This window comes from Hymenobacter mellowenesis, assembly GCF_030581005.1.
GTDB lineage: Bacteria > Bacteroidota > Bacteroidia > Cytophagales > Hymenobacteraceae > Hymenobacter > Hymenobacter mellowenesis.
Map to the genome: position 1 here is coordinate 314,754 of NZ_JAUQSX010000007.1, position 23,686 is coordinate 338,439.

The following is a 23,686-nucleotide window of genomic DNA, read 5'->3' on the forward strand; positions in this document are numbered from 1 at the left end:
CCGTCTCCTAATACAGGAAGCGGCTTTTTTTGCGTCAAACTGGATTGGACTTACAACCCTTTCAGCGCCTGCTCCAGCGCCGCAATTTTAGCTTCGGCATCGGCCAGCTTCTGGCGTTCCTTTTCCAACACTTCGGGTTTGGCGTTCTGGGCAAATTTCTCGTTGCCCAGCTTCTTCTGCACCGAGTCGCGGAAGCCTTGGGCATACTCCAATTCTTTTTCGAGGCGTGCGCGCTCGGCGGCCATATCAATGTGGCCTTCAAGCGGGATGAAGAACTCGCTGCCGCCGAGCACAAAGCTCACCGAGGCGGCGGGGCCGGCCTCGGCGAAGCTCACTTCAGAGATGCTGCCCAGCTTGCGGATGATGCCTTCGTAATCGGTCACCAGTGCGGGCTCGTCGGTTTTGGCTACCAGCGTCAGCGGCTTATTGGGGCCGAGGTTTTTCTGGTTGCGCACGGCGCGGATGCCGGCCACGATGGCCAGCGCCTTATCCATATTGGCCAAGGTTTCGGCAGCGTTGGCGGGGGCACTGGCGCGGGGCCAGGGGGCCACGGTCACGTAGTCGCGGGGGCCGCGCTCGGCCAGCTCGTGCCACAGCTCTTCGGTGATGAAGGGCATGAAGGGGTGCAGCAGCTTGAGCAGCGTTTCGAGGTAGGCGGTGGTGTGGCGCAGCGTTTCGGCGTCGATGGGATGCTGGTAGGCGGGCTTCACCATCTCGAGGTACTGGGCGCAGAAATCGTCCCACACCAGCTTGTAGATAGTCATCAACGCATCTGACATCCGGAACTTCTCGAAATGGTCGTCCATCTCGACAATGGCGGCCTGCAGCTTGGCGTTGAACCAGGTCACGGCCTTTTCGTTCACGAAGGGCAGCGACGCGTCGGCTTCCCAGCCTTTCACGAGGCGGAAGGCGTTCCAGAGCTTGTTGGAGAAGTTGCGGCCCTGCTCCACCAGCTTCACGTCGTAGAGCAAGTCGTTGCCGGCCGGCGCCGAAAACAGCATGCCGGTGCGCACGCCATCGGCGCCGTACTGGGCGATGAGGTCGAGCGGGTCGGGCGAGTTGCCGAGCTGCTTGCTCATCTTGCGGCCCTGCGCGTCGCGCACAATGCCAGTGAGGTACACGTTTTTGAACGGCACTTCCTGGCGGTATTCCAGGCCGGCCATAATCATGCGGGCCACCCAGAAGAAGAGGATGTCCGGCCCCGTCACCAGGTCGTTGGTGGGGTAGAAATAGTTGATGTCGGCGTTGTCGGGGTCTTTGAAGCCGTCGAACACCGAAATCGGCCACAGCCACGACGAAAACCAGGTATCGAGCACGTCCTCGTCCTGGCGCAGGTCGCTGGCTTGCAACTCGGCGTTGCCGCTCTGCTCCCGCGCTTTGTGCAGGGCATCCTCGGCGGTAAGGGCCACTACGAAAGTGCCGTCGGGCAGGTAGTAGGCCGGAATCTGCTGGCCCCACCAGAGCTGACGCGAGATGCACCAGTCGCGCACGTTCTCCATCCAGGCCCGGTACATGTTCTTGAACTTGGGCGGGTGCAGCTTCACGGTGTCGTTTTCCACCACGTCGAGCGCCGGCTTAGCCATCTGCTCCATATTCATGAACCACTGCAGCGAGAGCTTGGGCTCAATCACGGCCTTGGTGCGCTCCGACGTTTGCACGATGCTGGCATACTCCTCCACTTTTTCGAGCAGTCCGGCTTCCTGCAAATCCTTGGCAATCTGCTTGCGCGCGGCAAACCGGTCCTGCCCCACGTAGAGCACAGCCTTCTCGTTGAGCGTGCCGTTGTCGGCCAGAATATCGATAACGGGCAGGTTGTGCTTCACGCCCAGCTCGTAGTCGTTCAGGTCGTGGGCGGGCGTCACTTTCAGCGCGCCCGTACCGAAATCCATCGATACGTACTCGTCGAAAATCACCGGAATTTCGCGGCCCAGCAGCGGAATCCGCACTTTCGCGCCGGTCAGGTGTGCGTAGCGCGGGTCGTTGGGGTTCACGGCCACGGCCACGTCGGCCATGATGGTTTCGGGGCGCGAGGTGGCCACGGTCAGAAACTGGCCTTCCTGTCCTACCACGGCATATTTCAGGTAGTACATTTTGGCCTGCACATCTTTGGCAATCACCTCCTCGTCGGAAATGGCGGTGCGGCCTTCGGGGTCCCAGTTCACCATGCGCACGCCACGGTAAATCAGGCCTTTGTTATAGAGGTCCACGAATACGCGCAGCACGGCCTCGGTCAAATCCGGCTCCATCGTGAAGCGCGTGCGGTCCCAGTCGCACGAGGCGCCGAGCTGCTTGAGCTGCTCCAGAATGATGCCGCCGTACTTGTCTTTCCACTCGAAGGCGTGGGCCAGGAACTGCTCGCGGGTGAGGTCGGTTTTGCTGATGCCCTGTTCCTTGAGCAAGGCCACCACTTTGGCCTCAGTGGCGATGCTGGCGTGGTCGGTACCGGGCACCCAGCAGGCTTCCTTGCCCTGCATGCGGGCGCGGCGCACCAGCACGTCCTGAATGGTGTTGTTCAGCATGTGCCCCATGTGGAGCACGCCCGTCACGTTTGGCGGCGGGATGACGACGGTGTAAGGCTTCTTGCGGGGGTTGGGTTTGGCTTTGAAAAAGCCCTGCTCCTGCCAACGCTGGTACCATTTGGCTTCAACGTCGGTGGGCGAGTAGGTGGTGGCGAGGGACATGTGAAATTAAAAGAAGCAGAAAGAACAAAAATAGGCATTAGTCAGGCAGGGCGAGACAACTGCCAGCGCGGCTCCTTTTCAAATTCGACTTAAACCATTCTCTTTCAATCGTCACCCCAGGCATTTTCTGTCTTCACCTATAATTCACGATGCCGTCCTCTGCCTCAACATTATGCCCGCTTCACGGTTCACCAAACGGCTCCTGAAGGCCTTCATGCACCTTGTGAATTTCATGCAAGGGGGCTATTATTGCTTTTAATGACTATTTAATCTTGGCCTTGTTTCCGCTGCTTACCTTTGGTTAGCGACCATAAAAAGGCTTCCGAGTTTAATCTCAGCGTTGTACCTTACTAAATATTTCGACCGCCTTTTCCTTGTTTTTGCCAATGGCTGCGCTTTTTTCCTTCCGCAAACCCATTCCTGCCGCCCCGCCGCCACCGACAGTGCCTGCCCCGGTGGGCACCCTGCGCGTGGGAATGGGCCAGCTGTTGGTAGAGGGCGGCGAGCCCGCCCGCAACCTGGGCCGCGCCGTGGAACAAATAGCCCAAGCCGCCGCTCGCAAATGCGACCTAGTGCTGCTGCCCGAAACCCTCGATTTTGCCTGGACGCACCCCAGCGCCCTCTACGAAGCCCAGCCCATTCCGGGGCCTTTCAGCGACGTGCTGTGCCGTGCCGCGGCCGAACACGGCCTGTACGTGTGCGCCGGCCTGACGGAACGCGCCGCCGACGGCCGCAACTACAATGCCGCCATCCTCATCGACCCACAGGGCGAGATAATTGTCAAGTATCATAAAATCAATTTACTGGCCGTCGAACAACCCTTTTACGCAGTAGGTCAGACGCTGAATGTAGTGGACACGCCTCTGGGCAAAATCGGGGTGAATGTGTGTGCCGACAACTACATCGACGGCCTATCTATTGGCCACACTCTGGCCCGCATGGGCGCCGAGTTCATCATTGCCCCGGCATCCTGGACGGTCGACTACTCCATCACGGAAGAAAGCGACCCGTACCAGGAAAAATGGGTGAAGCCGTTCTCAATCCTGGCCAAGCTCTACAACGTAGTAGTAATTAGCACGACGTCGGTGGGCTACATCGTGGGCGGGCCCTACGAAGGCAAGAAAAGCGTCGGCTGCTCGCTGGCCGTCGATGCCCACGGCGTGCAAGCGCAGGGGGCCTTCAATGAATTTGCCGGCGAGCTGGTGGTGGCCGACCTGGCCCGCCCCCACCGCCCCGAACGCGGCACCGACATCGGCCTCATGCTACAACGCAAAGGCTACAAATTTGACCAACTGCCTTAGCTTTCGCGTATTGCTTTTCGCATTGGTTCGCTAGCTGTCTTCCTGACCTCTACCGTTTGATTCCCGCCTCTTCCCATCGCTTCCAGCGGCTGCTACCCACCCCACTTATCAGCAGTCTTCCACTACATCCTCCTTCCCTTGCTTACACAAGTATACCCCGCCGAGGACGCTGTTTCGGCTTCGCCACCGCACGACCATCAGCGCTGTACGCGGTGCGTGATGGACACCACTGTGCCGGGCATTTCCTTCAATGAAGAAGGGACCTGCTCGTTTTGCGAAGTGCATGACCGTATGGAACAGGCTTTTCCCGTGGGCGAAGCCGGGCTTCGCACTGTGCAGCGCTTGGCCGACGAGATGCGGCGCGCCGGCCAGGGCAAGCGCTACGACTGCGTATTGGGCGTGAGCGGCGGCCGCGACAGCTCCTACACCCTGTGGTATTGCGTGACGCAGCTAAAGCTGCGCCCGCTGGCCGTGCATTTCAACGACGGCTTCGGCAACCCCGTGGCCGGCGAAAACATGGTGCGCGCCTGTCAGCGCTTGGGCGTGGAGCTGCGCACCATTACCTCGGACTGGCGCGAGTCGAAGGACCTGAAAATTGCCTTTCTCAAGGCCTCCGTGCCCGACATGGAGGAAGGCACCGACCTGGGCATTGCCACGGCCCTCTACGGCGTGGCGGCCAAGGAAGGTGTGCAGCACCTGGTTATTGGCCAGTCGTTTCGCACCGAAGGCATTGCGCCGCTGAGCTGGAATTTTCTGGACGGCCGCTACCTGCGGGCCGTGCACAAGCAGTTTGGCACGGTGCCGCTGCGGCCCTGGAAGCCCGCCGACCCGGGCTTTAATCTCGGCATTAAGGAAATGTTTTACTACGCTTTCCTGCGCCGCATCAAGACCGTAACGCTGCTCTACCACCTCGACTATGTGCGCACGGACGTGGACGAGCTGCTGGTGCGCGAGCTGGGCTGGAAAAGCCCCGGTGCCCATTACGCCGACGACCTTTACCAAAGCCTGATTTATTACCTCAACCGCGTCAAATTCAACATCGACCGGCGGCTTTTCAACTACTCGGCGCTGGTGCGCTCGGGGCAAATGAGCCGGGAAGTAGCCATGGACCGGATTTCCCACATCAATTCAATTGAAGATGAGGCCGTTATTTCCCTGTGCATTAAGCGGCTGGGCCTGACGCGCGCTGAATTTGACCGGATTGTGGCCGCTCCGCCCAAAACGTTTCACGATTACCCCAACAGCTACGCCCTGCTCCGCCTGCTCCGCCTGCCCATCAAGCTGATGAGCCGGCTCAACCTGATTCCGGAATCGGCCTACGACAAGTATTTTAACTGCGGCACCTGAGGATGGCAAGGTGCTGAGGCGCCGGAGAAATAATTATGTAAAAAGGGCCTTTAGCTACGCTTCAGGTTACATTTTTACAGCAAAATTCCGGCTTGGAGTCAACCGAAAAAGGGCGCGTGACGTATCTTCGCGGCCACTGCTTTGGCACTATTTCTCACCTCACCAATTTACCCGCCCCGGCCATGATAGATGACGACGACCTGGACGACGACTTGCTCGACGACGACGATTCCCTGGACTCTTACGCCAAGAAAGGCGGCGCTGCTGCCCTCGGCAATACGGAAGACCGCCTCTCGGCCAAATACGCCGATTACCTGATGTGGACCGACACGGGCTCGTCGCACGACGAGGCGCTGGACTTGGCCAACATGACCGAAGAAGAGTTTGTGGAAGCTGAACGGGCCGAAAACTCCGACCGCGGCGGCTTCACCAGCCTCGACGACGATGAGGATGAGTTTGCCGACGACGACGACGAAGACGACGAAGGCTATAGCAGCGGCCGCGGCAGCCGGCGCGGCAGCAGCTTCGACAGCGACGACTACTAGTTGTTCGTTGTTGGCCGCCAGAATGGACGTGCTGAAAACGTCATGTTTCGACTTCGCTCGACACGACGCTTAGCTGGTAAAATACTCCAACGACTTTTAAGGCAATATAAAGCCCCACCTGGACAATCCAAGTGGGGCTTTTTGATTATACCCAGCAACTGACAACCCAGATGCTAGCGGCCGAAAACCTGCTTGAGAATGTCAGTGGTGCGGGCCGCCGGGTTTTTGCGAATTTTGGCTTCTTCCTGGGCCAGCAGGATGAAAAGGCCATCTACTGCCTTCTGAGTCGTGTAATCGGCGAGGCTGAGATTAACCGGAGTCATCAGCGGAATCTTGTTGTATTTGTCGGTGATGGTGGCGTAGGCGCGGCCGGCGCCCACCTGGTCGATGGCGGCTTCGATGTCGGGGTGGAAAGCCGAAATGAGCTGGGACTGGGTCGACTTGCGCAGGAACTGCGTGGCCGCGTCGGTGGAGCTGCTGGTTACCAGCGACAGAGCATCGGTGATGCTGATGTTGGTAAGCGCGTTCAGGAAAATATCCTTGGCTTTGGGCGCGGCGGCTTCGGCGGCCCGGTTGAGCTGGGTTTCGAACTGCGTAAAGACGGTAGTCATGCCCGGCAGGCGGCCCACGGTACTCTTCACGATTTCCAAATCAGGCGGCACCGGGATGTGGATGTCGTCGTTCAGGTTGAAGCCGTCGGGCTCCGAAGCAAACTGTACGGCTTTGGTGATGCCTTTATTGAGGGCGTCTTTGATGCCGGCGCTGGCCTGGGCCTCGGTGAGCGGCGCGGGGGCGGGCGTGACCACAGCGGGCGTGGCGGCAGCTTTGGTTGCCGCGGCTTTCGCGGCAGCAGCTTTGGCGGCGGCGGCTTTGGCAGCGGCCGTTTTGGCGGCAGCGGCTTTGGCGGCGGCGGCCTTCTTGGCAGCAGCGGTTTTGGCGGCGGTAGTTTGGGCGTGGGCGGGGGCGGCGGTGGCCAACAGGCCGGCTACCAGCAGGGCACTGGCGATGCGAGTAAACATGGAATAAACTGACGCGGCGGGAAAACCGGATGGCCCCTATGGCTGTCCTTGGACCGTCGCTTGCGCAAATTGAAGACAATTTTGCGGCCAAACCTATTTTTTCGTCAAACCCATGCCTGCCTCCACCCCACTTTCCGCCGCTACAGCTGCCCCTGCTACGCCCGCCGCGCCGCCTGCCGTCGAAATCATGACCATCGGCGACGAGCTGCTGTACGGGCAAGTGGTGGACACCAATTCGGCCTTTATGGGCCAGGAACTGGGCAAAATTGGCCTGCGTGTGCGGCAGATTTCCTCGGTATCGGACCGGGCCGATGAGATTGTGGCAGCGCTCGACCAAGCCCGACAGCGGGCGCAAGTTGTCCTCATCACCGGCGGCCTCGGCCCCACCAAGGACGACCTTACCAAGCACGTGCTGGCCCGCTACTTCGGCACCGAGTTGGTGATGCACGAGCCCACGCTGCGCCACGTGGAGGAAATTTTCAAGCGATTCCAACGGCCCATGCTCGACGTGAACCGCCAGCAGGCCCTCGTGCCCGCCAACTGCGAGGTGCTGCATAACGCCGTAGGCACTGCGCCCGGCATGTGGTTCGAGGACCGGGGCACCGTGTTTGTGAGCATGCCCGGCGTGCCCTTCGAGATGAAGCGCCTGATGACCGACCACGTGCTGCCGCGCCTGCAAAGCCAGTTTCACATCGCGCCTATTGAGCACGTGGTGGTGATGACGGCCGGCTTGGGCGAGTCGTTTCTGGCCAAGCAGATTGAGGACTGGGAAGAAGCCCTGCCCGCCAATCTCAAGCTGGCCTACCTGCCCAGCTTCGGGGCCGTGCGCCTGCGCCTGACGGGCACCGACGACGGCCAGCCCGACCTGCGTGGCCGCATGCTGGCCCTGCTGCCGGCCTTGCGCGAGCGCATCGGCGAGTACATTTTTGCCGAGGAGGAAACGACCATTGAAGCCGCTATCGGCCAGCTGTTATTAGCGAAAGGCCTCACCGTAGGCACGGCCGAAAGCTGCACCGGCGGCCTAGTAGCCCAGCGCCTCACCAGCGTGCCGGGCAGTTCGGGCTACTTCCGGGGCGCCATCGTGGCCTATCACAACGACATCAAGCAGGAAGAGCTGGGGGTTAAAACCGAAACCCTGGCCCGGTACGGCGCCGTGAGCGAAGCCACCGTGCGCGAAATGGCCGAAGGCGCCCGCAGCCGCTTGGGCGTGGATGTGGCGGTGGCCACCAGTGGCATCGCCGGCCCCGGCGGCGCCACCGAAACCAAAAAAGTGGGCACCGTGTGCCTCGCCTACGCCGACGCGCACCAGACCATCAGCCGCGAGTACGTGCTGGACCGCGGCCGGGCGCTGAACGTGGAATACGCCGCTCAGTCGCTGCTCACGCTGCTACGGCAGCAGCTGGCACAGGAGCAGGTGCGGCCGTTGCAAGTGTAGCGCAGCAAATTAGCGGGTGTCATTTACTGCGCGCAAATCAATGCGTGTTCTATAACAAGCAGCGCAAAATGGTTGAATCCTCGTATCACGAATTCTCTGTGTCGTCAGCCATGGGTTATAAAGGGCACAGGTTTATCGTTGCCAAAGACACCGTTTTGGAGGTAGTGGATAGCATACACTAATTCCTTGGCCAGCGCCTGCAGTCCTCCTCCGCCCAAATACTGTTTACTTTCCGGTTACTGTGCGGCCCCAGCGAGTGTGTTCACGTAACTCACCAGGTCGTGCAGCTCGGCGGCCGAGTGGTAACCCAGGCCGTGGGCCTTGGCATAGGCTTGCAACTGACTGGAGTGGGCCGGAAACGCCGCCAGCAAGTCCTTCTTACCGTGGTGTAGCGGGCGGATTTCGCCAGAGGCCCACGCCAGGTAGAACTCGTCTTTGAGTTCGGTGAGGGTGCGAAAGGCTGCGGGTGTGTGGGCGGGTTGCCTGGCAGACCCAACCGGGAACTGACGGTTCGACCCTTCGGCCGGGAATGCCACCGTGCGGGGCACGTAGGACTGTCGACGCAGCAACAGCACCGGTCCCTCGCTAAGCTGTTCGAAAAAGGCAGGCTCGGCTCGCCGGTCCGGCCTCTCCGATGGCCACGGCAAGGTACGAAACAACCGCACCACCGTGGGGTCGAAAGTGGCCATGCCGCTCTTAGCGCTGTGCACGCGCAAGGGCGCTTGCCCCTGCACGGCGAAAGCGGCTACGGCGGCCGGCACAAAGGTGCGCACCGAGCCGTCAGGCTGCCCCAGGTACAGCAAATCGGTGGAAAACTGCACAGCCAGCGGCCCGGCCAAGGTATCGCCGCTGGCCAATACCACCCGGCTGAACTGAAACTGCAAATGCACTCCTTTGTTGAACTGCGCCACGGCAGGCCCGGCGGCCAGCAACCAACACCCGATAAGCCAAGCTTTCATGACGCGCAGAAAAGAAAGAACCGATAAGCAGCCTAAATATAAGCTACTTACCGGTTCTTCTGATGCTCAGCACCCTAGCATGGCAGTTTATGCCGCTTCTGGCGCGTCCGAGGTTACTTTGCGCATGATTTCGTGGCCCATCTTGTCGCGCTTGGTGGTCAGGTAGGCCTCGTTGTGCGGGTTGGAATGGATTTCGATGGGCAGGGTTTCGACGATTTCGAGGCCGTAGCCGATGAGGCCGGTGCGCTTGCGCGGGTTATTGGTGAGCAGGCGCATCTGGCGCACGCCGAGGTCGCGCAGGATGCTGGCGCCCACGCCGTAGTCGCGCTCGTCGCCCTTGAAACCCAGGTCCTCGTTGGCTTCCACGGTGTCGCGGCCCTGCTCCTGCAACTTGTAGGCTTTGAGCTTGTTGAGCAGGCCGATACCGCGGCCCTCCTGGTTCATGTATACGATAACACCGCGGCCTTCGCGCTCAATCTGGCGCATGGCCTGGTGCAGCTGGGGGCCGCAGTCGCAGCGGCACGAGCCGAAGATGTCGCCCGTCACGCAGGAGCTGTGCACGCGCACCAGCACCGGCTCGGGGCCGCTGATGTCGCCCTTCACCAGGGCCAGGTGCTTGGCGCCGTTCGAGTTTTGGGTGAAGGCGTATAGCTCGAAATCGCCGTGTTCGGTCGGCATCTTCACCGAGATTTCGCGGGTGATGAGGCTTTCCGTGGCAAGGCGGTACTTGATGAGGTCCTGCACCGAAATCAGCTTCAGGTCCCATTTTTTGGCCACGATTTCGAGGTCGGGCAGGCGGGCCATTTCGCCGTCTTCCTTCAGAATCTCAACCAGCACCCCAGCCGGCTCAAACCCAGCCAGGCGGGCCAGGTCCACAGCCGCTTCGGTGTGGCCGGCGCGGCGGAGCACGCCTTCCTTGCGGGCTTTGAGGGGGAAAATGTGGCCAGGCTTGCCCAGTTCTTCGGGCTTGGTGGCGGGGTCGATGAGGGCCAGAATGGTCTTGCTGCGGTCGGAAGCCGAGATACCGGTGGTCACGCCGTTCGTTAGCAAATCGACCGACACCGTGAACGGAGTGGCATGCAGGGCCGTGTTGTGGCCAACCATCAAGTTGAGGCCCAACTCTTCGCAGCGCTGCTCCGTGAGGGGCGTACACACGAGGCCGCGCCCGTGGGTGGCCATAAAATTGATGACTTCGGGCGTGGCCGAGCGGGCGGCGCAAATGAAGTCGCCTTCGTTCTCACGGTCTTCGTCGTCGACAACGATGACGACTTTGCCAGCGCGAATGTCTTCGATGGCGGATTCGATGGTATCAAGCATGGGATGGGTATTTCGGGCCATAACAACGGCGGCGCCTGCAAAGTTAGCCAACGGGGCCGCGCCGGTAGGACGACGGGCTAAGGCAGTGCGTCATGCTGAGCGCCGCCGAAGCTTCTCGCGTGCATCACTAATCCTTTTCAACGATTGAATTACTACCACACGCGAGATGCTTCGGCGGCGCTCAGCATGACGTACTGCAGCGGTAATCCGACTACTCAAACAGCGCTTCCAGCTGCGCCGTGGCGCCGGCCCAGGTGTAGTGGGCTTTCACAAATTCCTGCCCGCGGGTGGCGAGTTCTGCCGCTACCGTAGGGTTGTCGAGCAGGCCGATGATGTCGTGGGCGATGGCGGCGGCGGTTTCAGCCACGCACAACTCCTGCCCGTTGGTGCCGCCCAGGGCATTGTTGGCCAGCGGGGTGGTCACGCAGGGCAGATGCATGGCCATGCCCTCCAGCAGCTTGTTTTGCAGGCCCGTGCCCACCCGCATGGGCGCCACAAATACCCGCGCCGAAGCATAGGCTGCCCGAATATCGGGCACCCAGCCACTCACAATGACGTGCGCCGACGCCAGCGCCTGTACGCGCGGCGCGGGCGTGGTGCCGGCCACCAGCAGCCGGGCATCGGGGTGGCGGGCGCGCACCAACGGCATGATTTCCTCGGCCAGAAATGCAGCGGCGTCCACATTGGGATGGTAGCTCATGTTGCCCGAAAACAGCACGTCATATTCCTTCGCCACCTTCGGCAGGGGCCGAAACCGTTCGGCATCGATGCCATTGAGCACCACCCGAATTTCCTGGCGGCGCGGGTGCTGAATGAGCTGCCGGTCCTGGTCGCTGATGATGGTGTGGTGAGCGAACCAGTCGAAGGCTTCGGCTTCGTAGGCCAGCAGCCGGCGGGCTTCCAGCGCCATCACGGGGCGCTGCCACAACGGCGCCTGCGTAGCCCGCCGCGCCACCCCGGCCGAAAACACGTCCATGTAATCGAGCGTCATGGGCACCCGGCCGGCGTGGGGGCGCAGGTACTCGGCCATGCGGATGAGCTGGCAATAGACGTGGTCGGGCTGGAAGTCGCGCAGCAGCGCATCGACTTCGTGCTGGGCCCCGGCATCGTAGAAATAGCCCACTTGCAGCGGCCGGCCCGTGGCCAGCGCCCGGGCCATGTTGGCCGCAATGCCGGGCCGGTGCAGGCGATGCACCACCAGGCCGCCCCGGCACAGGGGCCGCACGGCCGCGTCGGCCTCGGGCGTCACGGCCTCGTCCGTCACGGCGAAAAGGCAGATTTTATGGCGCTCAGCCAAATATTTCAACTGGTGGAAGGCGCGCAGCTTGTCGCCCTTGTCGAGCGGGTACGGGAAGCGCGAAAGGAGAACGAGCAGCTTCATGCGGGCGGCGAGTGAGCGGGCGTGCCGGCCGGCGCGGGCAGAAGCAATTGCTCGTACAAATCGACGAAGCGCTGCACCACGCGGCGGTTGTCGTACACCTCGGTAGCGGTGCGGGCGGCGTTGGCGCCGATGCTGGTCAGGTCGACTTCGCCCCGGGCCCAGGTGCGCAGGAATTGGAGCCATTCGGCCGGGCTGTCGCGCACGATGATGTCGTGGCCGTCGCGCACGGCAATGCCCTCGGCGCCTAGTTTGGTGCTGAGAATGGCCTTGCCTACGGCCATCCCTTCGATGATTTTGACACGCATGCCGCCGCCGCTCAGGAGCGGCACCAGCATCAGCCCGTGCTGCTGCATAAAGGCCGGGGCTGACTCTACGAAGCCGTGCATGGTGACGTTTTCGGCCTTCAGATTGAGTAAGTGCGCGGGCGCGTTGCGGCCGGCAATGTGAAGCTCCACATCGGGAAATTCGGCGTGGAATGTGGGCCAGACCTCGCGCAAGAGCCACTCCACGCCTTCTTGGTTGGGCAGCCAATCAAGCGAGCCAATCATGAACAGCGTGCGCGACTGGGGCCGGATGGCGGGGTCGGGCTGCAGGCGGGCTAGGTCGGCACCGGCGGGGATGAAGACGATGGGCTCGGGGCAGTGCAGGGCGCGCAGGCGGTCGGCATCGGCCTCAGTGATGGCGGCAATGGCGTCGAACTGGCGCAGGTGGCGGCGCTCGAATTTCTCCAGCCGGTCGGCCATTGTTTTCAAAAAACGGCGCTTGAGCGGGTTGGTTTCGCGGCCGGCCAGCATCTGCCAGATGGTGTATTCCACGTTGTGGGCGCGTAGTACCAGCGGCGGCACCTGGAAATCCTGGCGGTGCTGCCGGCCCAGCAACTCAGCATACCAAGCCACGAAGGTGCCTTCCATCTGCACAATGTCAACCTTTTCGCCGCGCAAGATTTCCAGCAGCTTCTCCTCCACTGCCGGGCTCATGAACCGCTCCACGTTGTAGGGCTGGCGGCTGAAAAGCAGGTTTTTCAGGGCTTTGCCAGCCGAAATGGCCGTATCGACATCCACCAGCACCAGCCGCAGGTTGGGGCCGAGATGGGCCAGGGCATCGGCAGGCTGGCGGTGCTTGGGCGTATTAATGGCCAGCAGCGTGACGCGGTGACCGGCCTGCACGAGGCCAGCCGCCACGTCATACATGGCAATGGCCCCGCCGTCGTGGGGCGGAAATGGGACGCGCGGACAGAGTTGCAGAATGTGCATAGGGCCCGCAAAGGTAGAATAGGGCCGCGCTTTGTGAAGGGGTCGAATGAAGGTCTCAAGCTGCAGCCATCATCGCTCACAGTTGGCGAAACCGGACTTCGAAGGTTTCAATCTGTTCCTCACTGCCCAGCAACAGCAGCACATCGCCGGGAGCGGGCACGTAGTCGACGGGCGGGCTCACGAGCAGCGAGCCATCGGCTTGGCGCATGCCGATGATGGTGGCGCCCGTGATGGAGCGCACGTTGAGCTCGCGAATGCTGCGGCCGTGCAGGTCGCGCCGGAGCTGCTCGAAGGTCATTTCTTCGAGGCGCAGCTTGTCGGCGCTCAGGCCCGAAATCAGGTCGAGGAAGCGGATGACTTCGGGGCGCACCACGAGGTTGGCCATGTGCGAGCCGCCGATTTCGTCGGGCATCACCACGGAGTCGGCGCCGGCGGAGAGTAGCTTGCTTTCCGAGGTTTTCTGCGAGGCCCGGGCGATGATGCGCAGGCGCGGATTGAGGGCCCGGGCCGAAAGGGCCACAAAGACGTTGTCGGCGTCTTTGGGCAGGGCGGTGATGAGCGAAGAGGCCCGCTCCACGCCGGCTTGCTTGAGAATCCGGTCGGCCGTGGCGTCGCCGTACACGGCGAAGATGTTGCCGCCGGCCACGCCGTCGCCGTCGTAGTCCTCTTCGGTTTCACCTTCGGCATGGCTTTTTATCAGCTCCTGGTTCATTTCGATGACCACCACGCGCACACCATTGGCCACGAGTTCCTGGTAGGCCCGGCGGCCGTTACGGCCAAAGCCACACACGATGACATGGCCGCTAAAACGCTTGATTTCCTGGTCGGTTCGAATCATTCGATAAATTTTGCGCAGCTCGCCGTCAAAGATAAAGGAAGAGAAAACCGACACGAGGTAGGCCACCACCACTAGATTGTATAGAATGTAGAAGGAGACAAACAGCCGCCCGGCCAGCGAAAACGGATGAATCTCGCCGAAGCCGACCGTGGCGATGGTCGTCACGGTCATGTAAAAGGCATCGATGGGGTGGTAATGCTCGATGCCCATGAAGCCCGCCATGCCAAAAATCAGGCTCAGCCCGGTGAGGACGACGGCCAGAATCAGGCGGTTGATGTTGAGGCGCTGGAGCATTTTTTACAGTTGAATCCTCAAAGGAACGTCATGCAGAGCGCAGCGAAGCTTCTTGCCCGCGCAACGCAATCCAATCGACAGGATTAGTGGCTGCGGGCAAGATGCTTCGCTGCGCTCTGCATGACGTTCTTCTTCCTTATTCGAATAACTCAAGTGCCCCGCGCCACCACGGTGCCCAGCAGGGCGGCCAGCTCGTTATCCAGCTCCTTGAGGCGCTTGATGTCGCCGAGTATTTCGAACATCTCGGCATCTTCCAGCGGGTGGCGCAGGCGTTCGAGGCACTGGTCGAGCTCGCGCTGCACGTGGACTTTGTTGAGACGCAGCACGGCGTTGTCGCAGGCCAGTTGGGGCAGGTCGACTTCGTTGAAGACGTAAATTTCCTTGGTGCGCCAGTTGGGGCTGATTTCATAGCGCTCGGTGGCCAGGTCGGTGATGAGCTGACGGATGTCCTCGCGCTCGTTCTGGGCCAGCAGGCGGGCGTCGGGAAATCGGCCGGCCAGCAGCTCCTGCCGGCAGATTTCCCACATTTCGGCGTAGAGCGGCTTCTGGAGCGGGTACTCGCCGAGCTGGCCCATGAGGTAGCCGGCCACGCTCATTTCGGGCTCGATTTCGCGGCCGGCGTAGAGCACCAGCAGGCGCAGCACCTCGCGCTCGCACACCTGGAGCATGTCGGGAATTTCTTCCTCCTCGGCGGCCTTTTTAGGAGCGGAGGTGAACGAGTTTCCCAGAGACTCGGCCGCTTCGGCCCCGCCGTACATGAGCATTTCGGCCTCCTCCTCGTCGCTCATCGGACGCGTCGCCGGGGCCGAGCGCGGGTTTGAGCTGGGCGGGTACCCGGTATTGGCGCTGCCCGCGCCGCTGCCGTAGTTGCCGCGGTTGTCGCCTTGGCCGCTGAGCTTGGTTTGCTGGCTGGGCGACTTGACGAGCTTGTTGTACTCGGTGATGAGCACCTGCTCATCGATGCCGAACGTGGCCGACGTCTGCTGCAAAAACACTTGGCGCTTAATGGCGTCGGGCACTTTGGCGATGCTGTGCAGCACGTCACGGATGGCTTCGGCCTTCTTCACCGGGTCGCCGGAGGCCTCGCGGGCCACGAGCGTGGTTTTGAAAGTGATAAAGTCCTGGCTCTTGGTTTCGATGTACTCGGTGAAGCGCTGGTCGCCCACTTTGCGGATGTAGCTGTCGGGGTCGTCGCCGTCCGGAAACAACACCACGCGCACGTTCAGGCCGCCTTCGAGCAGCAAATCGGTGCCGCGCAGCGAGGCTTTGATGCCGGCCGCGTCACCGTCGTAGAGCACGGTCACGTTATCGGAATACCGCTTGATGAGCCGAATCTGGCCTTCCGTGAGCGAGGTACCCGACGAGGCCACCACGTTTTTAATCCCGCCCTGGTACAACGAAAGCACGTCCAGATAGCCTTCCACCAGATAGCAAACCTCCTGCGTCCGAATGGCCTGCCGGGCCTGGAACAGACCGTATAGCACATCGGACTTGTGGTAAATCTCCGACTCGGGCGAGTTCAGGTACTTCGCCATCTTGTCGTCGCGCTTCAGCGTGCGCGCCCCGAAGCCCACCACCCGGCCGCTGATGTTGTGAATCGGGAACATCACGCGGCCCCGGAACCGGTCGTAGCGCCGGCCGGTGTCCTTGCCCTGGTCGTCGGTGCGGATGACGGTGAGGCCGGTTTTTTCCAGGTATTTCTTGTCGAAACCGGCCGTTTCCGCGGCTTTCATGAGGTCGTCCCAACTGTCGAGCGAGTAGCCGAGCTCGAAGGTCTGGATGGTGCTCAGGTTGAGGCCGCGCTCCTTGAGGTAGCCGTAGCCGATGCTCATGCCCTCTTCGGAGTTGAGCAGCAGGCGGTGGTAGTGGTTTTTGGCGAAATCGGAAACGATGAACTGCGAGTCCCGCTCGTTCTGCTCCAGCTGCTGCTGGGGCGTCTTTTCCTCCTCCTGAATCTCGATGGCGTACTTCTTGGCCAGGTACTTGAGCGCCTCTACATAGCTGGTGCCCTCCACGTCCATCACAAACTGCACCACGCCGCCGGCCTTGCCGCAGCCGAAGCACTTGTACAGGCTCTTGGCCGGGTTTACGGAGAAGGATGGGGACTTCTCGTTGTGGAACGGGCACGGGGCCCACAGGTTCTGGCCCTTGCGCTTGAGCTGCACGAAGTCGCCGACGACTTCCACGATGTCGGCGGTCTGGATGATGTGGTCAACTAATTCTTTGGGGATGCGGGCCATGGGTGGCTATTCGGGGGCAAATGGGGCGGAAGCGGCTAATACAAGAACGTCATGCTGAGCGCAGCCGAAGCATCTCGCGTGCCACCACTAACTCAATCGTTCTGCGGTTTTGATTACTACCACACGCGAGATGCTTCGGCTGCGCTCAGCATGACGTTCTAAACGAAGTTCTGATAGTGCGACAGTACGTGACACAACAAATTTCGCCCTACTTTCTCCTACGTCCTACCTTTGCCCGGAATAAACTCCGCGCAAGATGCCCGCATACCGCCCCGAAGAGATTGAAAAGAAGTGGCAGGCCCACTGGAAAGCGCACCGCACTTTCCGCACCGAGAACCACTCCGACAAGCCCAAGTACTACGTGCTCGACATGTTCCCCTACCCCTCGGGGGCGGGCCTGCACGTGGGGCACCCGCTGGGCTACATTGCCTCCGATATCGTGACGCGCTACAAGCGCCTGCGCGGCTTCAACGTGCTGCACCCCATGGGCTTCGACTCCTTTGGCCTGCCCGCCGAGCAGTACGCCATCCAGACCGGCCAGCACCCCGCCATCACCACCGAGAAGAACATTGAAACCTACGTGCAGCAGCTCAGCAGCCTCGGTTTCAGCTACGACTGGAGCCGCGAAGTGCGCACCTCGGATGCCTCTTATTACAAGTGGACGCAGTGGATTTTCCTCAAGCTGTTCAACTCCTGGTACAACCTCGATACCGATAAGGCTGAGCCCCTCACCGAGCTCACCGCCCGCTTTGCCGCCAGCGGCAGCGAGGGCATCCGCGCCGCCGGCGACGATGGCGACCGCCTCAGCTTCTCAGCCGGCCAGTGGGCCTTGTTCTCGGAAAAGCAGAAGCTGGCCGCCGTGCTCCCCTACCGCCTCGCCTACCAGCAGGACACCTACGTGAACTGGTGCCCCGGCCTGGGCACGGTGCTCTCGAACGATGAAGTGAAAGACGGCCTGAGCGAGCGCGGCGGCTTCCCCGTCGAGCGCCGCCTCATGCCCCAGTGGAACCTGCGCATCACTGCCTACGCCGACCGCCTCCTGCAAGGCCTCGACCAGCTCGACTGGCCCGATGCCGTGAAGGAAATGCAGCGCAACTGGATTGGCAAGAGCATCGGCGCCGAAGTCACCTTCCCGGTGCAGGGCTCCGAAACCGCCCAAATCAAGGTCTACACCACCCGCGTCGACACCATTTACGGCGCCACCTTCCTGGTGCTTGCCCCCGAGCACGAGCTGGTGGACGAACTCACCACGCCCGGCCAGCGCGCCGCCGTCGATGAGTACATCGCTGCCACCAAGCGCCGCTCGGAGCGCGACCGCATGACCGACGTGAAGGCCGTGTCCGGCGTCTTCACCGGCGCCTACGCCCTGAACCCGGTGAACAACGAGCCCGTGCCCATCTGGCTGGCCGACTACGTGCTGGCCGGCTACGGCACCGGCGCCGTGATGGCCGTGCCCAGCGGCGACCAGCGTGATTACCTGTTCGCCAAGCACTTCAACCTGCCCATCCCCGCCATCTCCGATGCCCAGCAGGGCCTCGACCAGCAGGCCGACCCCACCAAAGAAGGCCGCTACATCAATTCCGGCATCATCAACGGCCTCACCTACAAGGAGGCCACGCAGAAGCTCATTGCCTTCCTCGAAGAGAAGGGCCTGGGCAAAGGCAAGGTGAATTTCCGCCAGCGCGACGCCATTTTTGGCCGCCAGCGCTACTGGGGCGAGCCCATTCCGATTTACTACAAGGACGGCACCGCCTACGGCATCGCCGAGGCCGACCTGCCGCTGGTGCTACCCGAAATCGACGAATACAAGCCCACCGAAACCGGCGAGCCGCCCCTCGGCCGCGCCCAGGATTGGCTTTATAAAGGCAAATACCCCTACGAGCTGAGCACCATGCCCGGCTGGGCGGGCTCGTCGTGGTACTACCTCCGCTACATGGACCCCACCAACGAAGCCCGCTTCGTATCGGAGGAAGCCGAGCAGTACTGGGGCAGCGTTGACCTCTACATGGGCGGGGCCGAACACGCCACCGGCCACCTGCTCTACGCCCGCTTCTGGTACCTATTCCTGAAGGACTTGGGCCTCGTCAGCAGCAACGAGCCATTCCAGAAACTGATTAACCAGGGGATGATTCTGGGGGTTTCGGAGAAGATTTATCGATTGAATCAGGCTGTGAAGCCTGAGGCAACAACTGCGGAAACTCAAGCAGCCTTGGATACTCCTTTCACCAAGCTGCATTTTTCGTCAAGTGAATTTGAGCTCAGTTTGCCAACGAAGAATGTATTTGTCAGCCAGGACATCCGAGACAGATTCCGCCCAACTGAAGGTGTTAGCTCCGGCAGTTTAACGGCACTGCATGTTGACATTTCGCAAGTCGAAAACAATAAACTTGATATTGATAAGTATCTGTCATCGCACCCAGATATTCAGGATGCGGTTTTCGTTTGTGCTGGTGGCTATTGGCAAAATGGCAGCTTCACCGCTTTCCCATTCGGTGGCTCTGATGTCTTCCTGACTGCTTCGGAAGTCGAGAAAATGTCGAAGTCGAAATACAATGTTGTTAACCCCAACATTCTAATCGACAAATACGGCGCGGACGCCCTGCGCCTCTACGAAATGTTCCTCGGCCCGCTGGAGCAGTACAAGCCCTGGAACACCAACGGCATCAGCGGCGTGGGCGGCTTCCTCAAGAAGTTCTGGCGCCTCTTCCACCCCGAAGACGGCCCCCTCGCCGTCACCGATGAGCCCGCCACGCCCGCCGAGCTCAAGGTGCTGCACCGCGCCATCCAGAAGGCGCAGGAAGACATCGAGAAGTTCAGCTTCAACACCTCCGTCAGCCTGTTTATGATTACCGTGAACGAGCTCACGGCACTCAAGTGCCACAAGCGCGCCATCCTGGAGCCGCTGGTGCTGCTGGTGTCGCCCTACGCGCCGCACCTCGCCGAGGAGTTGTGGCAGGAGTTGGGCCACGAGGCCGGCAGCATCTCCACGGCCAGCTACCCCGAGTTCCGCGAGGAATTTCTGGTGGAGGACACCGTGACCTACCCGCTGGCCATCAACGGCAAGGTGCGCGAGCAAATGCAGTTCGCCGCCGCCGCCACCGCTGCCGAGATTGAAACCGCCGTGCTGGCCTCCGATTTCCTGGCCAAGCACGGCGAAGGCAAATCGGCCAAGAAGGTGATTGTGGTGCCGGGGCGCATGGTGAACGTGGTGGTGTAGGCTAACGGAACGGTCATGCTGAGCGCAGCCGAAGCATCTCTACCGCAGTAGTAATTATTTACTCTCGCGGTAGAGATGCTTCGGCTGCGCTCAGCATGACGGTTTGGATATTTCTAAAAGAGGCCCGTTGCGATTGCAACGGGCCTCTTTGCTCTTAGCATCGTGGCGCGTCTTTAGCGGCTAAGGCAGCAGCTTGGCCGGCTGGCCGGAAGCGTCAACGAGCTGCATCACCGGCTGGTCGTGCGTGTCGATGTAGATTTTGAGGCGCACACGCCCTTTGGAATCGCGCAGAAATAGGCCGGTTTCGCCGCTGGCCGCCCGGCCCAGAAACAGCCGCTCCGCCCCCAGCTGGTTCGAGGCCACGAGCTGCGCTACGCCGCGCCGGTAGGCGGCCGTGTCGTGCAGGGCGGTTAGTGAATCGAGGTAGGCCAGTTCCCGGGTCAGGGGGAAGCTGTCGTTGCGGTCCCAGAGCTTCAGGCCGTAGCTCCTCACCACCGGGCCGGTGCCGGCGCGCTGGTCGTATTGCAGCTGCATCAGCTGGTCGTTGCGGAACTGGTCGATGGAATACACCATGCTGGCCTCGCGCGGGTTGCCGTTGTATAGCAGGCCGCCGCATTCGTCGCCTGCCTCGTTGAAAAAAGTCAGGCCCGCTCCGCGCTCGCGCGCTGGCAGGGACCGTCCGTTCAGCATGCCCGGGTGCTGCCGCCGGCTGCCGCTAATCACCATTTTGAGCTGGCCGTCCGGCTCCACGATGTTGATGCGCTCGGCCGTCAGCACCGGGCTCCGCTGGGTTTGCAGCAGATAAACCAGCGCCAGTAGCAGGCCTACGACGAGCAGCGTGAGCACTCCTACCCACACCTGGAGCAGCCGGAGCGATTTGTTGGCATCAATCATAACAAAGTGCTGGGGGTAAGTTTAGAAAGAAGGTTTATATACGACAGCATTGAGCGTACCCGGTTGAACAGCAAGACAAAACATGATAGCATTCTGCGTCACGTCAGCTTCTTTTGGACAGGAAGCTACCGGCTTCGATAGTCTTTTTTGGAGAAGCAAAAGAGGCCAATGCGCATTTACTGAAGCGGGACCGCCACGTCTTTCCGCTGGCTGGCAGTACGTTTGCCCTCACACTATTTCTCGTTCATAAATGACCGGTTTTTCCTGGCTGAATTTTAAGCTCCTGCGAACCCAACGGCAGGTTTTCGGCGCAATAGCTACCGGGCTGCTATTGCTGCTCAGCTTCACAAGCCGCGCCCAAACCACCGACGCGGCCGGCCCCCTGCTCACGCCCGAGCAATTCCTGGGCTACAAGCTGGGCGCGCAGTTCACGCCGCACGCCGAGCTGCTGCGCTACGTGGCCCACATCACCGCCCACTCGCCCGGCCGCATGAAACTGGTGCGCTACGGCAGCACCTACGAAAAGCGCCCGCTCGAAGTGGTGCAGATTGCCAACGCCGAAACCTTCGGCCGGTTGGAAGACGTGCGTCACAACAATCTGAAATTGGCCGGTCTGGAAAGCGGCACCGGCCAGCGCCAGCAGCCGGCCGTGTGCTGGCTGAGCTACAACGTGCACGGCAACGAGGCGGTGAGCTCCGAAGCCGTGATGCAGGTGCTCTACGACCTGGCCAACCCGCAGGACCAGCAGATGCAGGACTGGCTGAAAAACACCGTCGTCATCGTCGACCCCTGCATCAACCCCGACGGCCATGACCGGTACGTGAACTGGTACAACCGCGTCCGCAACCAGTCGGTGAATGCCAGCCCCGACTCTTGGGAGCACCACGAGCCCTGGCCCGGTGGCCGCTTCAACCACTACTATTTCGACCTGAACCGCGACTGGGCCTGGCAAACTCAGCAGGAAACCAAGCAGCGCATCGCCCTCTACAACCAGTGGCTGCCCGAGGTCCACGCCGACTTCCACGAGATGGGCCCGAACAACACCTACTACTTCTCGCCCGCCGCCAAACCTTACCACGCCGACCTCACGGCTTGGCAGCGCAAGTTTCAGGGCGTGCTGGGCGACTACAACAAAGTGGCCTTCGACAAGAACAACTGGCTGTATTTCACCCGCGAAGTCTACGACCTGTACGCGCCCACCTACGGCGACACCTGGCCCAGCTTCAACGGCGCCATTGGCATGACGTATGAGCAGGGCGGCGGCGGGGCCGGCGGCCTGGCCTACGCCCGCCTCGACGGCGACACCCTGACGCTGGCCCAACGCATTGCCCACCACCACGCCGCCAGCCGCGCCACCATCCAGGCCACCGCCGAGCGGCACGACGACCTCGTGCGCGAGTTCCAGAGCTACTTCGCCAACGCCGCCAGCAAGCCCCAGGGCGAGTTCAAAAGCTACGTAATGTCGGCCGGCAACGACCCCGGCCAGCTCCGCGCCTTCACCCAGTACCTCGACCGCAACCAAATTCGCTACGGCTATGCCCCGAAGCGTGTCAAAACCAAAGGCTTCAACTACACCACCGGCAAAACCGGCGACGTCACCATCGAGCCGCGCGACGTGGTTATCAGCATGTATCAACCCAAATCGACGCTGGTGAAGGTGCTGTTCGAGCCCAAGTCGCAACTCGAAGACTCGCTCACCTACGATATAACCTCCTGGGCCCTGCCCTACGCGTTTGGCCTGAAGTCCTACGCCGTGCCCGGCCGCCTCGATGCCTCGGCCGGCGCGCCCGCCACGGCCAGCGTGAAAGGGAGCGCCGCCACCGCCGACCGCCCCTACGCCTACCTAGCCCGCTGGAACTCCTTGCAGGACGTGCGCTTCCTCAGCCGCCTGCTGCAACAGAAAGTGAAGGTGCGCTACGCTGAAAAGGCCTTTGAATCGGAAGGCCAGCAGTACGCGCCCGGCACGCTCATCATCACCCGCACCGGCAACGAGGGCCTCGGGGCGCGGTTCGACCAGCTGGTGCGCGCCCAGGCCGACTCGGCCGGCACGACGGTGATGGCCGTTAAATCGGGTTTTTCGACTTCGGGGCGCGACCTAGGTTCCAGCTCGGTGCACTTCGTGAAGCAGCCCACGGTGGCCGTGGTGGCCGGGCCGGGCGTGGATGCCACGGCGTTTGGCGAGGTGTGGCACTTCTTCGAGCAGCAGCTCGGCTACCCGCTCACGGTGCTGGGCACCGACTACCTCAACCGCGTTTCGCTGAATAAATACGACGTCCTCATTCTGCCTAACGGCGGCTACGGCGACGTGTACAACGACCGCAACCTCGAAAGCCTCAAAGCCTGGGTGCGCGACGGCGGCCGCCTCATCGCCTTGGAAGGCGCGGCCAAATTCCTGTCTGGCAAAAAAGACTTCCTGCTCAAGCCCAAAACCACCGATTCCACTGCCATCAAGAAAGACCTGAAGGCTAACCCCTACCGCCTGCTGCGCCGCTATGGCGACGCCGAGCGCGAGGAAGCCGAAGACGCCGTGCAGGGCAGCATTTACCGCGTGCAGCTCGACAACACCCACCCGCTAGCCTTCGGCTACGGCGGCACCTACTTCGCCCTGGTGCGCAACCCGCTCAACTACAGTTTCCTGGGCAAAGGCGGCTGGAACGTGGGCGTCATCAAAAAAGACAGCTACTCGGCCGGCTTCACCGGCACCAAGGCCCGGAAGGAACTCAGCGACACGTTCGTCGTTGGCACCCAGGATTTAGGGCGCGGCTCGGTGGTGTACTTGGGCGACAACCCGCTTTTCCGCGCCTTCTGGCAGGGCGGCAAGCTGATGTTTGGGAATGCCGTTTTTCTGGTCGGGCAGTAAGCACCGTAGCTTGGACTCTGCGAGTCCGAGCTACAGTTTTAACGCCGCTTTTACGGCCTTGGGCAATGATGCCCGCACCAACTCATACGAGTGGTCAATCAACTC

Annotated in this window: 15 protein-coding genes; 6 read left to right on the forward strand and 9 right to left on the reverse strand. The window is 61.5% G+C overall.

Annotation, left to right across the window (positions count from 1 at the left end; translation table 11 throughout):
- Window positions 1-50: 50 nt before the first annotated feature.
- Window positions 51-2,681, reverse strand: a complete 2,631-nt coding sequence (locus Q5H92_RS15435) for a valine--tRNA ligase (protein ID WP_305012438.1) — start codon at window positions 2,679-2,681, stop codon at window positions 51-53.
- A gap of 386 nt (window positions 2,682-3,067) precedes the next feature.
- Here Q5H92_RS15435 and Q5H92_RS15440 point away from each other — a divergent pair, with 386 nt between their 5' ends.
- From Q5H92_RS15440 to Q5H92_RS15450, 3 genes are all read left to right on the forward strand, one after another.
- The gene (locus Q5H92_RS15440; RefSeq protein ID WP_305012439.1) at window positions 3,068-3,982 is read left to right on the forward strand and encodes a carbon-nitrogen hydrolase family protein; all 915 of its coding nucleotides are present in this window, start codon (window positions 3,068-3,070) and stop codon (window positions 3,980-3,982) included.
- Window positions 3,983-4,120: 138 nt separating this feature from the next.
- Entirely contained in the window at window positions 4,121-5,329 is a 1,209-nt protein-coding gene (locus Q5H92_RS15445) for an N-acetyl sugar amidotransferase (protein WP_305012440.1), read from the forward strand.
- Between the two features lie 116 nt (window positions 5,330-5,445).
- A complete protein-coding gene (locus tag Q5H92_RS15450; RefSeq protein WP_305012441.1) occupies window positions 5,446-5,874 on the forward strand; it encodes a hypothetical protein in 429 nt (142 codons plus the stop codon).
- 173 nt (window positions 5,875-6,047) lie between these two features.
- Here the strand turns inward: Q5H92_RS15450 and Q5H92_RS15455 are convergent, their stop codons facing one another.
- Entirely contained in the window at window positions 6,048-6,893 is an 846-nt protein-coding gene (locus Q5H92_RS15455; protein ID WP_305012442.1) for a DUF4197 domain-containing protein, read from the reverse strand.
- Window positions 6,894-7,005: 112 nt separating this feature from the next.
- On the opposite strand from Q5H92_RS15455, the gene Q5H92_RS15460 reads away from it, so the two are divergent.
- The gene (locus Q5H92_RS15460; RefSeq protein ID WP_305012443.1) at window positions 7,006-8,328 is read left to right on the forward strand and encodes a competence/damage-inducible protein A; all 1,323 of its coding nucleotides are present in this window, start codon (window positions 7,006-7,008) and stop codon (window positions 8,326-8,328) included.
- 236 nt (window positions 8,329-8,564) lie between these two features.
- Here Q5H92_RS15460 and Q5H92_RS15465 read toward each other — a convergent pair whose 3' ends face one another.
- The 6 genes from Q5H92_RS15465 to dnaG all read right to left on the reverse strand — a co-directional run bounded on the left by Q5H92_RS15465 (window position 8,565) and on the right by dnaG (window position 16,610).
- Window positions 8,565-9,287 carry a hypothetical protein gene (locus Q5H92_RS15465; protein WP_305012444.1) on the reverse strand — a complete coding sequence of 241 codons (723 nt, stop codon included), beginning with the start codon at window positions 9,285-9,287 and terminating at the stop codon, window positions 8,565-8,567.
- 87 nt (window positions 9,288-9,374) lie between these two features.
- Complete coding sequence (locus Q5H92_RS15470; RefSeq protein ID WP_305012445.1) at window positions 9,375-10,604, reverse strand: bifunctional 3,4-dihydroxy-2-butanone-4-phosphate synthase/GTP cyclohydrolase II; 1,230 nt, start codon at window positions 10,602-10,604, stop codon at window positions 9,375-9,377.
- Window positions 10,605-10,815: 211 nt separating this feature from the next.
- Entirely contained in the window at window positions 10,816-11,985 is a 1,170-nt protein-coding gene (locus tag Q5H92_RS15475; RefSeq protein WP_305012446.1) for a glycosyltransferase, read from the reverse strand.
- Complete coding sequence (locus Q5H92_RS15480) at window positions 11,982-13,238, reverse strand: glycosyltransferase family 4 protein (protein WP_305012447.1); 1,257 nt, start codon at window positions 13,236-13,238, stop codon at window positions 11,982-11,984. Before Q5H92_RS15480 ends, Q5H92_RS15475 begins: the two co-directional genes overlap by 4 nt.
- Before the next feature lie 76 nt (window positions 13,239-13,314).
- Window positions 13,315-14,370 carry a potassium channel family protein gene (locus Q5H92_RS15485; protein WP_305012448.1) on the reverse strand — a complete coding sequence of 352 codons (1,056 nt, stop codon included), beginning with the start codon at window positions 14,368-14,370 and terminating at the stop codon, window positions 13,315-13,317.
- 149 nt (window positions 14,371-14,519) lie between these two features.
- Entirely contained in the window at window positions 14,520-16,610 is a 2,091-nt protein-coding gene (gene dnaG / locus Q5H92_RS15490) for a DNA primase (RefSeq protein ID WP_305012449.1), read from the reverse strand.
- A 256-nt stretch (window positions 16,611-16,866) separates the two neighbouring features.
- Between dnaG and Q5H92_RS15495 the strand changes: the two genes are divergently transcribed.
- On the forward strand, window positions 16,867-19,827 hold the full coding sequence (locus Q5H92_RS15495; RefSeq protein WP_305012450.1) for a leucine--tRNA ligase: 2,961 nt from the start codon (window positions 16,867-16,869) through the stop codon (window positions 19,825-19,827).
- A gap of 180 nt (window positions 19,828-20,007) precedes the next feature.
- On the opposite strand, the gene Q5H92_RS15500 is transcribed toward Q5H92_RS15495, so the two are convergent.
- Window positions 20,008-20,721 (reverse strand): hypothetical protein, encoded by a 714-nt coding sequence (locus Q5H92_RS15500; RefSeq protein WP_305012451.1) that lies wholly within the window; start codon window positions 20,719-20,721, stop codon window positions 20,008-20,010.
- A 250-nt stretch (window positions 20,722-20,971) separates the two neighbouring features.
- Here Q5H92_RS15500 and Q5H92_RS15505 point away from each other — a divergent pair, with 250 nt between their 5' ends.
- Complete coding sequence (locus Q5H92_RS15505; RefSeq protein ID WP_305012452.1) at window positions 20,972-23,581, forward strand: M14 family metallopeptidase; 2,610 nt, start codon at window positions 20,972-20,974, stop codon at window positions 23,579-23,581.
- Window positions 23,582-23,686 lie beyond the last annotated feature (105 nt).

What these genes read in the sequence shown, in the direction of transcription:
- Q5H92_RS15455 (WP_305012442.1), bottom strand. Translation starts at nt 6,893, where the DNA reads ATGTTTACTCGCATCGCCAGTGCCCTGCTGGTAGCCGGCCTGTTGGCC.
- dnaG (WP_305012449.1), bottom strand. Translation starts at nt 16,610, where the DNA reads ATGGCCCGCATCCCCAAAGAATTAGTTGACCACATCATCCAGACCGCC.
- Q5H92_RS15460 (WP_305012443.1), top strand. Translation starts at nt 7,006, where the DNA reads ATGCCTGCCTCCACCCCACTTTCCGCCGCTACAGCTGCCCCTGCTACG.
- Q5H92_RS15470 (WP_305012445.1), bottom strand. Translation starts at nt 10,604, where the DNA reads ATGCTTGATACCATCGAATCCGCCATCGAAGACATTCGCGCTGGCAAA.
- Q5H92_RS15505 (WP_305012452.1), top strand. Translation starts at nt 20,972, where the DNA reads ATGACCGGTTTTTCCTGGCTGAATTTTAAGCTCCTGCGAACCCAACGG.
- Q5H92_RS15480 (WP_305012447.1), bottom strand. Translation starts at nt 13,238, where the DNA reads ATGCACATTCTGCAACTCTGTCCGCGCGTCCCATTTCCGCCCCACGAC.
- Q5H92_RS15495 (WP_305012450.1), top strand. Translation starts at nt 16,867, where the DNA reads ATGCCCGCATACCGCCCCGAAGAGATTGAAAAGAAGTGGCAGGCCCAC.
- Q5H92_RS15485 (WP_305012448.1), bottom strand. Translation starts at nt 14,370, where the DNA reads ATGCTCCAGCGCCTCAACATCAACCGCCTGATTCTGGCCGTCGTCCTC.
- Q5H92_RS15465 (WP_305012444.1), bottom strand. Translation starts at nt 9,287, where the DNA reads ATGAAAGCTTGGCTTATCGGGTGTTGGTTGCTGGCCGCCGGGCCTGCC.
- Q5H92_RS15500 (WP_305012451.1), bottom strand. Translation starts at nt 20,721, where the DNA reads ATGATTGATGCCAACAAATCGCTCCGGCTGCTCCAGGTGTGGGTAGGA.
- Q5H92_RS15475 (WP_305012446.1), bottom strand. Translation starts at nt 11,985, where the DNA reads ATGAAGCTGCTCGTTCTCCTTTCGCGCTTCCCGTACCCGCTCGACAAG.
- Q5H92_RS15435 (WP_305012438.1), bottom strand. Translation starts at nt 2,681, where the DNA reads ATGTCCCTCGCCACCACCTACTCGCCCACCGACGTTGAAGCCAAATGG.
- Q5H92_RS15440 (WP_305012439.1), top strand. Translation starts at nt 3,068, where the DNA reads ATGGCTGCGCTTTTTTCCTTCCGCAAACCCATTCCTGCCGCCCCGCCG.